The sequence below is a fragment of the Streptomyces sp. ALI-76-A genome (assembly GCF_030287445.1).
Classification (GTDB): Bacteria; Actinomycetota; Actinomycetes; order Streptomycetales; family Streptomycetaceae; genus Streptomyces.
In genome coordinates this window covers 3,846,834-3,859,301 of record NZ_JASVWB010000002.1, presented here as the reverse complement: position 1 = coordinate 3,859,301, position 12,468 = coordinate 3,846,834, and the positions used below count along the sequence as shown (strand labels likewise).

Genomic DNA, 12,468 nt, shown 5'->3' with positions numbered 1-12,468 from the left:
GAGGACACGATGAGCAGCACCGTCATCACCAACATCGCCACGCTGGTCACCAACGACCCCTCCCTCGGTGACAGTTCTCCCCTCGGTCTGATCCAGGACGCGGCCGTCGTCATCGACGGCGACCGCATCGCGTGGACCGGTGAATCAAGCAAAGCACCCGCCACTGACAACCGGGTCGACGCCGGCGGCCGGGCGGTCCTGCCCGGCTTCGTCGACTCCCACTCCCACCTGGTCTTCGCGGGCGACCGCACCGAGGAGTTCAACGCCCGGATGTCCGGCCGGGCCTACAGCGCGGGCGGCATCCGCACGACCGTCGCCGCCACCCGCGCCGCGACCGACGCCGAGCTGGAGGCCAACCTCACCCGCCACCTCGCCGAGGCCCTCCGCCAGGGCACCACCACCCTGGAGACCAAGTCCGGCTACGGCCTGACCGTCGAGGACGAGTCCCGCGCCCTGCGCCTGGCCGCCCGCCACACCGACGAGGTCACCTACCTCGGCGCCCACATCGTCTCCCCCGACCACGCCGACGACCCCGCCGCCTACGTCGCCCTCGTCACCGGCGAGATGCTCGACGCCTGCGCCCCGTACGCCCGCTGGATCGACGTCTTCTGCGAGCAGGGCGCCTTCGACGGCGACCAGGCCCGCGCGATCCTCACGGCCGGCAAGGCGAAGGGCCTGCACCCCCGCATCCACGCCAACCAGCTCTCCTACGGCCCCGGCGTACAGCTGGCGGTCGAACTGGACGCGGCCAGCGCCGACCACTGCACGCACCTGACCGACGCGGACGTCGACGCGCTGGCCGCCGGCGGCACGGTGGCGACCCTGCTGCCCGGTGCCGAGTTCTCCACCCGCGCTCCGTGGCCGGACGCCCGCCGTCTCCTGGACGCCGGCGTCACCGTCGCCCTGTCCACCGACTGCAACCCGGGCTCGTCCTTCACGTCCTCCGTCCCGTTCTGCGTCGCGCTCGCCGTACGGGACATGGGGATGACCCCGGACGAGGCGGTCTGGTCGGCCACGGCGGGCGGTGCGGCGGCCCTGCGCCGCACCGACATCGGCCGCCTCACCCCGGGCGCCCGCGCCGACCTGACCCTCCTCGACGCCCCGAGCCACGTCCACCTCGCCTACCGCCCGGGCGTACCCCTGGTCACCGGCGTATGGCGCCGCGGCGCACGCGAACTCTGACCCCGGACCCACCGCCCGCCACAACCCGGGCCATGCGGCCCCGGCCGCCCCCGCCGCAGTCGGCGGTCAGGCCGCCCCACCCCCGCCCCCGCCGCAACCGCCATTCACCCCGTCCCCGCCCGCCACCGCTGCCCGGTGCCGTCGCCGGACGGTTCCAGCGACAGTCCCGCGTCTGCGGAGCCGTCGGGGGTCAGGGCCGTCGCGACGGCGATGGCGGGGCGGATCACCCCGTCGTCGTCCACGGTGAACCTGAGGTTGTCGCCGTTGCGGCCGGACAGCGAGTCGCACTCCCAGATGCCGACGCCCTTGTCCACGCCGCCCCGGCTGTCCAGGCAGAAGCCGGGATCGGCGAGCGACTGGAGGACCCCGCGGCCGGAGTCGACGCGCCAGCGCTGGGAGGCGGAGGCGTCGCACGGGGCGGTGACCACGTCGGTACGGTTCTCGAAGTCGCCGGACACGTCCAGACAGCGGCCCGAGGCCACGTTCACGACCTGGGTGTACGTCCCGCCCGGCGGGCGGAACGGCGGCGACGAGGGCGTCGCGCTCGCCGTCCTGGTCGGTGTGGCGCTCCGCGACGCGGACGGCGACGGCGATGCGCTGGTCGCCGACGGGGACGGGGACAGTGACGGCGAGACCGTCGCCGTCACCGTCACCGGCGGCGGGCTCGACGGCGTGGTCACCGCGGCGCCCGCCGACTCCCGCGCCGGCGTGTCGCCCCGCGTCAGCAGGAACACCAGCAGTGGCGCCACGGCCACGCCGAGCGCCGCCGAGGTCAGCACCAGGCGCCGGGACGGCGGCCGGCTCCCGGACGGCGTGCGGGCCCGGAGCCCGCCCGGTCCGTCGGCGCCGCGCGCCCCGTACGCCGTCCCCGCCCAGGGCAGCAGCCCTTCCGCCAGCACCGCGTGCGGCGCGTCCCGCAGGGCGGTCAGTTCCTCGTACGCCGTCGTGCAGTGGGCGCAGTGCGCCATGTGGGCGTGCAGGTCGGGACTGCTCCGGGGGCTGTCCGGCCGTACGGACTCCTCGATGAGGCGGCGGAAGTCGCCGCAGCGCGGATCGTCGGACGCGGCGAGGCGGGAGCGCAGACACGCCCGGGCCATGGTCTCCAGCGCCCGGTCCGTGCCGTACGTGACGTCCTCACGGGTCAGGCCGAGGTAACCGGCCGTGGTGTCCGGTGCCTCCCGCTCCACGACGCCGTACCAGAGGAGTCCCTGCGCGCGGGCGGGCAGGGACTGGAACGGCGCGAGCAGCGGCGGCACCGGATGGTCCGGGGCCGCGGTGTTCAGCACCAGCAGCAGGCCCGCGTCGAGCCCCGCCGATCTCCCGTCCGCCGCCCAGGACGCGGAGATCCGTCCGGTCAGCAGCAGGAGCCGGTGCCGCCACGGGACGCCGGGGTCGGTGCCGCGGGCCGTCTCCCGGGCCGCGAGCGTGAACGCCTGCGCCGCCAGCTGCCGTGCCGTCGACTCGCCGGTCGCGCACAGGCGGGCGTAGGCGAGGACGGAGGGGCGGTGGCGGGCGCGGAGCTCCTGGAGGCCCAGGTACGCGGTGGCCGTGTCGGCGCGCAGGAGTTCGGTCAGGCGCGCGTCGGAGGCACCGGCGTGCAGGCCCGTGTATGAGCCGCTCGCCGAGCCGTCGTCGCTGCCGGTCGCGCCCGTCCCGTCGGCCCGAGCCATCCACCCGCCTCCTGGCACCCCACGGAGCCGTCCTGACGTACCGGCCAGTCTGGGAAGGGTGACCATAGTGGTGGACGCGACCCGGTGAGGAAAGAGGTTCCCCCGGGTAACAGCATGCTTTCGGCCGCGGCCGCGCACACGGCGGCGACCCGGCCCGCGTCGGGCCGGGTCACACGGTCACCGCAGGGGCGGGCGCCGTCACTCCTCGACGGTCAGCGCCTTGCGCAGCTTCACCAGCGTCCGCGACAGCAGTCGGGACACGTGCATCTGCGAGATACCGAGTTCCTCGCCGATCTCGGACTGGGTCATGCCCGCGACGAAGCGCAGGGAGAGGATCTTCCGGTCCCGGGAGGGCAGGTCGGCGATCAGCGGCTTCAACGACTCGACGTACTCGATGCCCTCGAGCCCGTGGTCCTCGTAGCCGATGCGGTCCGCGAGGGCGCCCTCGGCGTCGTCCTCCTCCGGCTGGGCGTCGAGCGAGGAGGCGGTGTACGCGTTCGACGCGGCCATGCCCTCGACGACCTCGTCGTTGGACAGGCCGAGGCGCTCGGCGAGCTCCGCCACCGTCGGGGCGCGGTCGAGCTTCTGGGCCAGCTCGTCGCCGGCCCTGGCCAGGTCGAGCCGGAGCTCCTGGAGCCGCCGCGGGACGCGGACGGACCACGAGGTGTCGCGGAAGAAACGCTTGATCTCACCGACGATGGTTGGCATCGCGAAGGTGGGGAACTCCACACCTCGGCTGAGTTCGAAGCGGTCGATCGCCTTGATCAGGCCGATCGTGCCGACCTGGATGATGTCCTCCATCGGCTCGCTGCGGGAGCGGAAGCGGGAGGCGGCGAACTTGACCAGGGCGAGGTTGAGTTCGACAAGCGTGTTGCGGACGTACGAGTACTCGTGGGTGCCCTCCTCCAGCGACTCCAGGCGCGCGAAGAGGGTCTTGGACAGCGCCCGCGCGTCCACCGCCCCGACCTCGTCGAAGGGCGGGATCTCCGGGAGTCCGGCGAGTGGGTCGTCCTGCCCGATGGGATCCAGATGTTCCGGGGGGGATGCCGACGTCGCCTGATGGGTATGCGATGCGTCGAGCCGGGGTGACATGATGTCCTCCATCGTTCTCGGCATATGGCTGCCGAAGCCAGTTCCGTGCACTGCGGTGTGCGGCGCCTCCAAAGCCGGCCGTGTCGGGTGCGTGTACCTACTAGCCCTACCCGCTTTCCCGAGCTCACCGCAAGTGTGTTCTGTTCGCGTATGTCCGTTTGTGTGTGATTGTTCGGGTGTCGGGAGCTGTGGAGAAGGCGTAGTGTTCGAGGGCGTCAGTCAGCAGCCACGACGTCGGGAGAGAGAGACGGCATGGACCGCGGGACAGTCGGCAGCGCACAGTCGGGCCGGCTTCTGGTGGAGGTGCGAGAAGAGGGCTCTAGTGCCGTCGTGACTCCGGCGGGTGAGTTGGATCACCACACCGCCGATCTGTTGCGCGAACCCCTCGACGAATGCCTCGCCAAAGGATTCAGTCGACTGGTGGTCGACTGCTCACGCCTGGAGTTCTGCGACTCCACAGGCCTCAACGTGCTGCTGGGCGCACGGCTGAAAGCAGAGGCGGCCGGGGGTGGGGTGCATCTGGCGGGGATGCTGCCCGTGGTCGCGCGTGTCTTCGAGATCACGGGGGCGGATGCGGTCTTCACTGTCCATGACACCCTGCAAGCGGCGCTGGCCGGCGAACCGGGCGAGTCCGACTGAGTCCGCGGGCGAGGCCGGGGCGCCGCCCCGCTCGCCCCCCTGGAACCGTCGCTTTCCGGGCGTCACGCCTTTCGTGTCCAATACAGGGGTGTTCACCCGGCCCGGTCGGGCAGGAGACACCCGTACCGACTGTGCGGGGCCGACCGGCCGTACTGACTTGAGTAGTGAACTTGTGAATCGTGAACTGGTGAATCGGTGAGGTGAAGCGCTGATGAGCACCACCCGGCCTTACCCGCCGGGCGACCGCGGCCCGGAGCCCAGCGGCGCTTCCGGGGTGTCCGAGGAGGGCGTGCCGGCGACCGGGGCGTCCGAGGGGGGCGCGACCGGGTCGTCGGGGGGACGTCAGGTCCGCAGGCTGAGCTTCGAGGGCCAGAGCGGTGTCGTGCCGCTCGCCCGCGACTTCACCCGGCAGGCGCTGTACGCGTGGGACTGGCTGCCCGCCGCCACCGCCGACCAGCGGGCCGCGGCCGAGGACGTGCTGCTCGTCGTCTCCGAGCTGGTCACCAACGCCTGCCTGCACGCCGAGGGGCCGGACGAACTGCGGATCGCCTGCGACAACAAGGTGATCCGCGTCGAGGTCTCCGACAAGGGCGGTGGCCAGCCCGCCCCGCGCACCCCGCACCGCGCCGGCCGCCCCGGCGGTCACGGCATGTTCATCGTGCAGCGGCTGTGCCTGGACTGGGGTGTCGTGCGCACCCCCGGGGCCGCGGGCAAGACGGTCTGGGCCGAACTGGGAGCACCGGCCTAGCCCGAGGGTTACCCGCGGTTCGCACTCTTCGCCGCACGTCCCCCGTACGTCACGTCACGCGCGCCGGATCACCCAGATCCGGCGCTCCCTGTGTCTTCCTTCCTCCGCACCCCGGGCGTACCTTGACGGCCCATCTGATGTGCCGTCAGGAACGCGTTCGCAACGCGCTCGGCAACGCGCTGGGGAACGCGTGCGGGAACGCCTTCGGGAATGAGGGGACCGTGTCGAACCGGACGTACCAGAAACGAACCGCCGCACTCGCGTCCGCCGCGGCCCTGGCCGGCTCGGCGGTGCTGCTGGCCGCTCCCGCGGCCCACGCCGAGGTCGTCGACGTCCACTACCAGTGCAAGACGCCGATCGGCGACAAGAGCGCCGTCTCGCCCATCGACATCAAGGGCGTCAGGAGCGGCGACGGCTACCGGCTCACCATGTCGTGGCAGAAGGGCGTCTCCTCCAGCCCCGTCGAGCTGGGCAAGGGCGCGATGAACCCGAGTGCCACCGTCAAGCTCGGCGGCGCCGACGGCGGGACCCTGACCGTCACCGGCCCCGCCAACCAGGAGGCGCTCCCCGCCAATACCCCCATCAAGATCAACGATCTGTCGGGCACCTACACGCCGAAGAAGACCGGCAAGGTCACCTTCACGGCGGGCGTGCTCACCATCAAGGCGCTCGGCACCACCACCACGTGTACGCCGACCAACAGCCCCGGCCCGTCGCTGACGCTGGACGTGACGGCGGCGTCGGGCGAGGGCGGATCCTCGGGCGGCACGCAGAGCGGCGACGGCGGCGGCGACGACTCCGGCGCCGGCCTCCCGCAGACCGGGCCCGAGGACTCCGCGCTCGCCCTCGGCACGCTCGGCGGCACGGTGCTGCTCGCGGGCGCGGCGGGCGCGCTGTGGCTGACCCGCAGGAACCAGGCGGCCCGCGTACGCCGCTGAGCCGTGCGGACGGCGGCGGGGTGGCCGAACCGCCGCGTGCGCAAGCCGAGTCGACGGGAGCGACGACGTGAGCGGGAACGTGCGGATTCCGGCGCTGGCGACGGTGCTCGCGCTGCTGCTGCTGCCTCTGGCGGGGAGCGCGACGGCGGCCGACGGGCCGCGCGTGAGACTGTCCGCGTCGCAGGCGGGAACCGGGGGTTCGGTCACCGTCACCGGGGACGGCTGGCGGGCCCGGGCCCTGCTGATGATCCTGATCTGCGGTCAGGCCGCCCCGCCACGGGGGGTGTCCGGCGGCACCGACTCCTGTGCCAACGCGGACGGCCGGGCCGTGACGACCGACGCCGAGGGACGGTTCAGCCGGAAGCTGCCGGTGGCCGAGCCGCCGGTGCCGTGCCCGTGCGTGGTGCACGTGGCGACGGTGACCGGGGCGAAGGCCGAGGCCGACGCGCGCTTCCAGGTCGCCGGGCACGCCGTCGAACCGCTGCCCGCCGAGCCGGCCGGCGGACGTCTGTCGGTCCTCACGGACACCCGGCTCGAAGGCTCCGGCGGGCTGCTGACCTGGTTCGGCTCGCCGCCCGCCCGCACCCTCGTCCTCACCGTCGGCAACGCCGGCACGTCCGCCGTGGAGAACCCCGTGTTCCAGGTCGGCACCTCCCACGGCGTCTACGCGCCGCAGTGGCAGGAGCAGCGGTGGCGCGGCACGGTCCGGCCCGGCGGGAAGGCGCGTGTCGAGCTGCCCGTCGAGCTGCCGGGCGGCGCGCACGGCGACTACACGGTGTCGCTGAAGTACGGCGGGAAGGTGCTCGCCGAGCAGCCCTGGCCCGTGGGCCGGCCCTGGGGCGTGACCCTCTTCTGGGTCCTGACCTTCCTGGTGGTGCCGGCGGCGGTGTTCCGCGCCGGGATGGCGGTGGTGGACCGGGTCCGGCCGCTGCGCGCGGGCGGGATCCGGCGCCGGATCCCGCGGCCGCCCGAGCGCGTCCCACGTGTGCCGGGCGGGCGTGCCTCCGGTGCTCCCGGCCCGAAGCGCCGCGGCCGGGCGCCCGCGTCCGCCCCGACCCTGCCGTGGTTCACCCCGGACGCCGACCCGGGCGCGTCCGGCGGCCCGCTCCCCGCACCGCCCGACGGCGGCCCGCTCCCCGCACCGCCCGACGGCGGCCCGCTCCCCGCACCGCCCGAGGGCGGCCTGCTCCCCGCACCGCCCGAGGGCGGCCCGACGAGTTCCACGGGCCCTGCGACTCCCACCAGGAAGGGACCTTCGTGAGCCGGCGGGGTCGGCAGCTGCTCGGCGTGGCGGCGGGGGCCGTGGGCCGCGCCGGCCACTCGGCGGCGTACCCGACGACGTGTGCCCGCCCCCGGGGAGTGGGCCCGGAGCCGGTGCGACGCCACCGCCGCCCGCGCGCGCAGGGCCGCCGCACCACGCGGGTGCGGCGGCCCTCCGGGAGCGGAACCGGGGCGGCGGGTCTCAGCGGACGTCGCCCATGAGGGACTTCACCTTCCGCCGGTACATCCACACCGCGAAGCCGGCCAGGGCGGCCAGCGCGGCCTCGCCGAACACCGCGGGGGTGCCGCCGAGGTCGACGCCGGCGACGGCCGGGTTGGACAGGAGGCTGGTGACCGAGTCGCCCGCGGTGACCGCGAGGAACCACACGCCCATCATCTGGCTGGCGTACTTGGCCGGGGCCATCTTCGTGGTCACCGACAGGCCGACCGGGGAGAGGCACAGCTCACCGACCGTCTGGATGAAGTAGATGCCCACCAGCCACATCGGACTGACCGCGGTGCCGTTCGCCGCCATGCCCAGCGGGATCAGGAAGAAGAAGAACGACACACCGATCAGCACCAGCGCCATCGCGAACTTCACGATGGTGCTCGGCTCCCTGCCGCCGCGGTTCAGCCACAGCCACACCCAGGCGAAGACCGGGGCCAGCGCCATGATGAACAGCGGGTTCAGCGACTGGTACCAGGAGGACGGGAAGTCGAAGCCCAGCAGTGAGCCCGCCGCCTTGCCCTCGCCGAACGCCTGGACGGTGGAGGCGCCCTGGTCGTAGATCATCCAGAACACGGCGGCCGCGACGAAGAACCAGATGTAGCCGGTCATCTTCGACTGCTCGGCGGCCGACAGGTCCTTGTCCCGCTTGATCCGCACCAGGACGCCCGCCGGGACGACCAGACCGATCACGGTGAGCGGGATCATCGCCCAGTTCATCGTGAAGTGGCCGGTGAAGCCGACGATCCCGTAGAACACGGTCGCGGCGATCACCCAGAGCAGACCCTTGCGCAGCCAGGACACGCGCTCCTCGGCCGCCAGCGGCTCGGGGACGACACTGCTCTGCGGGCTCAGGTTGCGGGTGCCGAGCAGGAACGCGGCGAGACCGATCGCCATGCCGACCGCGGCCATGCCGAAGCCGAGGTGCCAGTCGACCTTCTGGCCGACGGTCCCGATGGCCAGCGGGGCGAAGAAGGCACCCGCGTTGATGCCCATGTAGAAGATCGTGAAGCCGCCGTCGCGGCGCGGGTCCTCCGGGCCGTCGTACAGGTGGCCCACCATCGTGGAGATGTTGGCCTTGAGCAGGCCGGAGCCGGCCGCCACCAGCGCCAGACCCGCGAAGAACGGGGCCTGGCCGCCGGGCAGCGCCAGCACCAGGTGGCCGGACATGATGGTGACGGCGGCGATGGTCACGGTCCTGCGCGGGCCCCAGACGCGGTCACCGAGCCAGCCGCCGGGCATGGTGAGCAGGTACACCATCGCCGAGTAGACGGACACGATCACCGTGGTGGTGGCCACGTCCATGGCCAGACCGCCGCCCATGCCGCCCTGGCCGGCATCGGGTCCGCCGGAGAGCAGGTAGACGGTGAGGAGCGCCTTCATGCCGTAGTAGGAGAACCGCTCCCACATCTCGGTCAGGAAGAGAGTGGCCAGTCCGCGGGGGTGGCCGAAGAAGGTCTTCTCGGTGCCGGGGGTGCCCGGGGTGACCGAATCCTTCGTCAGGCTGGACGCCATGGTCGATCCTTGCTGAGGGGCTTTCCTTTCGAGGCCGGTGGGTGGCCGGCCCGCACACAAAAGAGACCTTCAGCGCCACATCCTCGCCAAAGGTCCCTGTCGGTGCTACAGGCGTTCATTCACCATACGGCAGGACAATGCGGGAAATGGAAGCCTTTGAGGCTCAGATCACAGGCTTGGAGGGAACCGTACACATGTAATCCAAGGTCTCTGTCAGGTTCACACCGCACAGACACAGGTTCACACCCGTACCCCCGAAGGTAAGAACAACCGGTTGCCGATCACACCCCAGCTCCTGGCCTGCGCGGACTACCATCACCCCATGACCCGTGTACTGCTCGCCGAGGACGATGCGTCCATCTCGGAGCCGCTGGCCCGCGCCCTGCGTCGGGAAGGGTACGAGGTCGAGGTGCGTGAGGACGGCCCCACCGCGCTCGACGCCGGAACGCAGGGCGGCATCGACCTGGTCGTGCTCGACCTGGGTCTGCCCGGCATGGACGGCCTGGAGGTGGCCCGTCGGCTGCGTGCCGAGGGCCTCACCGTCCCGATCCTCATCCTGACCGCGCGCGCCGACGAGGTGGACACCGTCGTCGGTCTCGACGCGGGCGCCGACGACTACGTCACCAAGCCCTTCCGCCTCGCCGAGCTGCTCGCCCGGGTCCGGGCCCTGCTGCGGCGCGGTGCCACGGAGCCGCAGCAGCCGCCCGCGACGCACGGGGTGCGCATCGACGTCGAGTCGCACCGCGCGTGGATGGGCGAGGAGGAGCTCCAGCTCACCGCCAAGGAGTTCGACCTGCTGCGGGTCCTGGTGCGCGACGCGGGCCGGGTCGTCACCCGCGACCAGCTGATGCGCGAGGTGTGGGACACGACGTGGTGGTCCTCGACCAAGACGCTCGACATGCACATCTCGTGGCTGCGGAAGAAGCTCGGCGACGACGCGGCCAATCCCCGGTACATCGCCACGGTGCGGGGCGTCGGGTTCCGCTTCGAGAAGAGCTAGCCGGGCCCTGGTGCCGCGCGCGTCGCGCCGTCCCGGGCTGGTACGGGCACGGGGTCGTGGGCCGCGCGGGGCCGGCCGCGCGGTTCCCCGCGCCCCTTCCGGTGCCGCCCGCACCGTTCTCATAGCGTCACCGCCCGGAGGGCCCTGTGCGTCGCCGTCTCATCCAGTCCACCCTCGCCGTGGTGCTCGTCGTCATCGCCGTCTTCGGTGTCTCCCTCGTCATCGTCGAGACCCAGACCATCAGCAACAGCGCCCAGGAACGGGTCAACTCCGAGGCCCAGCGGCTGGCCAGCATCGTGGACAGCCGGCTGCTCACCTCGCACACCGTCGACGCGCAGGTCCTGCGCGACCAGGTGGCGCCGGAACGGTACGCCGAGATCCGGATCCCGGGGGCGCGCAGCATCGAGGTCGGCACCCGGCCGACCGGTGACGTGATCCAGGGCAGGGCCCAGGGCGAGGAGGGCGAGACCGTCGTCGTCGAGGAGCCGCGTTCCTCGGTGACCCGGGAGGTCGGCCGCACCCTGCTGATCATCGGGCTGGTGGCGCTGCTCGCGGTGATCGCGGCGGTGGTCCTCGCGATCCGCCAGGCCAACCGGCTCGCCTCCCCGCTCACCGACCTCGCCGAGACCGCCGAACGCCTCGGCTCGGGCGACCCCCGCCCCCGGCACAAGCGGTACGGCGTCCCCGAGCTGGACCGGGTCGCCGACGTCCTGGACGCCTCCGCCGAACGCATCGCCCGGATGCTCACCGCCGAGCGGCGGCTGGCCGCCGACGCCTCCCACCAGCTCCGTACGCCGCTGACCGCGCTGTCGATGCGGCTGGAGGAGATCACCCTCACCGACGACCCGGACACGGTGAAGGAGGAGGCGAACGTCGCGCTCACCCAGGTGGAACGCCTCACCGACGTGGTCGAGCGGCTGCTCACCAACTCCCGCGACCCGCGCACCGGCTCCGCCGTCACCTTCGACCTCGACGAGGTCATCCAGCAGCAGCTCGCCGAGTGGCGGCCCGCCTACCGCAGCGCCGGCCGGGCGATCGTCAGCTCCGGCAAGCGGCACCTGACGGCGGTGGGGACACCGGGCGCGGTCGCGCAGGTGCTGGCCGCGCTGATCGAGAACTCCCTCATGCACGGCGGCGGCACGGTCGCGCTGCGCACCCGGGTCACCGGGAACCAGGCGGTCATCGAGGTCACGGACGAGGGGCCCGGGGTGCCCGCCGACCTCGGGGCGCGGATCTTCGAGCGGGCCATCAGCGGCCGCAACTCCACCGGCATCGGCCTGGCGGTGGCCCGGGACCTCGCGGAGGCCGACGGGGGCCGCCTGGAGATGCTCCAGACCCAGCCCCCCGTGTTCGCCCTGTTCCTGTCCCGTACGGCACTCAGGAAAGCGGCGGACGAAGCCGGCGAGCCGACGGTCCGCTGACCGCCCATACCGGTCCGCTGGCTCCCGGTGCCGTCCCCCTAGCTAGTGCCGCGGCAGGCAACGTTTGCCCGTCAAGGAGCGGCGTCCGGTGCGTGCTCTCGGCGTGCCGGCCGCAAGCCCTCGTACTGGATGTACTTGGGCTCTCGGCCGGTGCGGCGAGAGGGCGTGCCGGGCGTCGCGACGGGGCGAACGTTGCCTGCCACGGCACTAGGCGCGCTGCCGGGGCCGGGGCTTCTTCGTCTCCTTCGCCAGGAACGGCCCCGCGCCCGTCACCGCGTCCTCGACCGGCAGCGCCCGGAACACCCAGGTGCGGTAGGACCAGAAGCGGAACAGGGTGGCGACGCCGATGCCGACGAACTTGAAGATGTTGCTCTGTAGCGGGCTGTCCCAGCCGAAGCCGTAGGTCGCCGTGTAGAGCACGCCGTTCTCGATCACCAGGCCGACCGCGCTGAACAGCAGGAACAGCGTCAGTTCCTTGGTGCGACGGGTCTTGTCGCGGTCCCGGTAGGTGAAGTAGCGGAAGCCGATGTAGTTGAAGACGATGGCGACGACGGTCGCGATCACACTGGCTCGGACCACCGGGAGGTCGGTCGTGTGCCGTACGAGGTTGAACACGAGCAGGTTGACCAGTACGCCGGCCCCGCCCACCGCGCCGAACTTGGCGGCCTCACGCACGAGCCGGTCGACACGCTGCCGTGCCGCGCTGCGGGGCGGTGGAGGCGTCGCAGGGAGCCCCGAGGAACCACGTCCCATGGCTTTTCAGGCTCCCGTCCGTAG

The 12,468-nt window shown here is 72.5% G+C and carries 11 protein-coding genes; 7 read left to right on the top strand and 4 right to left on the bottom strand.

Features of this window, described 5'->3' with window-relative positions; genetic code table 11:
* Positions 1–9: 9 nt before the first annotated feature.
* Positions 10–1,182, top strand: coding sequence for an imidazolonepropionase (hutI, locus tag QQS16_RS18075; protein WP_286062854.1), 1,173 nt, complete (start codon positions 10–12; stop codon positions 1,180–1,182).
* 104 nt (positions 1,183–1,286) lie between these two features.
* On the opposite strand, the gene QQS16_RS18070 is transcribed toward hutI, so the two are convergent.
* A complete protein-coding gene (locus QQS16_RS18070; protein ID WP_286062852.1) occupies positions 1,287–2,852 on the bottom strand; it encodes a ricin-type beta-trefoil lectin domain protein in 1,566 nt (521 codons plus the stop codon).
* Between the two features lie 198 nt (positions 2,853–3,050).
* Positions 3,051–3,956, bottom strand: coding sequence for an RNA polymerase sigma factor SigF (locus QQS16_RS18065; protein WP_286062851.1), 906 nt, complete (start codon positions 3,954–3,956; stop codon positions 3,051–3,053).
* A 240-nt stretch (positions 3,957–4,196) separates the two neighbouring features.
* Between QQS16_RS18065 and QQS16_RS18060 the strand changes: the two genes are divergently transcribed.
* From QQS16_RS18060 to QQS16_RS18045, 4 genes are all read left to right on the top strand, one after another.
* A complete protein-coding gene (locus tag QQS16_RS18060) occupies positions 4,197–4,583 on the top strand; it encodes an STAS domain-containing protein (RefSeq protein WP_286062850.1) in 387 nt (128 codons plus the stop codon).
* Between the two features lie 211 nt (positions 4,584–4,794).
* Entirely contained in the window at positions 4,795–5,331 is a 537-nt protein-coding gene (locus tag QQS16_RS18055) for an ATP-binding protein (RefSeq protein ID WP_286062849.1), read from the top strand.
* Positions 5,332–5,552: 221 nt separating this feature from the next.
* On the top strand, positions 5,553–6,269 hold the full coding sequence (locus QQS16_RS18050) for an LPXTG cell wall anchor domain-containing protein (RefSeq protein WP_286062847.1): 717 nt from the start codon (positions 5,553–5,555) through the stop codon (positions 6,267–6,269).
* A 67-nt stretch (positions 6,270–6,336) separates the two neighbouring features.
* Positions 6,337–7,530 (top strand): hypothetical protein, encoded by a 1,194-nt coding sequence (locus QQS16_RS18045; protein WP_286062845.1) that lies wholly within the window; start codon positions 6,337–6,339, stop codon positions 7,528–7,530.
* A 201-nt stretch (positions 7,531–7,731) separates the two neighbouring features.
* Here QQS16_RS18045 and QQS16_RS18040 read toward each other — a convergent pair whose 3' ends face one another.
* Positions 7,732–9,270, bottom strand: a complete 1,539-nt coding sequence (locus QQS16_RS18040; RefSeq protein ID WP_286062843.1) for a peptide MFS transporter — start codon at positions 9,268–9,270, stop codon at positions 7,732–7,734.
* Between the two features lie 322 nt (positions 9,271–9,592).
* Between QQS16_RS18040 and QQS16_RS18035 the strand changes: the two genes are divergently transcribed.
* Both QQS16_RS18035 and QQS16_RS18030 read left to right on the top strand, forming a co-directional pair.
* Positions 9,593–10,270 carry a response regulator transcription factor gene (locus QQS16_RS18035; protein ID WP_286062841.1) on the top strand — a complete coding sequence of 226 codons (678 nt, stop codon included), beginning with the start codon at positions 9,593–9,595 and terminating at the stop codon, positions 10,268–10,270.
* A 146-nt stretch (positions 10,271–10,416) separates the two neighbouring features.
* The gene (locus QQS16_RS18030) at positions 10,417–11,691 is read left to right on the top strand and encodes a sensor histidine kinase (protein ID WP_286062840.1); all 1,275 of its coding nucleotides are present in this window, start codon (positions 10,417–10,419) and stop codon (positions 11,689–11,691) included.
* Positions 11,692–11,898: 207 nt separating this feature from the next.
* Here the strand turns inward: QQS16_RS18030 and QQS16_RS18025 are convergent, their stop codons facing one another.
* Positions 11,899–12,444, bottom strand: coding sequence for a GtrA family protein (locus QQS16_RS18025; RefSeq protein ID WP_286062839.1), 546 nt, complete (start codon positions 12,442–12,444; stop codon positions 11,899–11,901).
* Between the last annotated feature and the right edge of the window lie 24 nt (positions 12,445–12,468).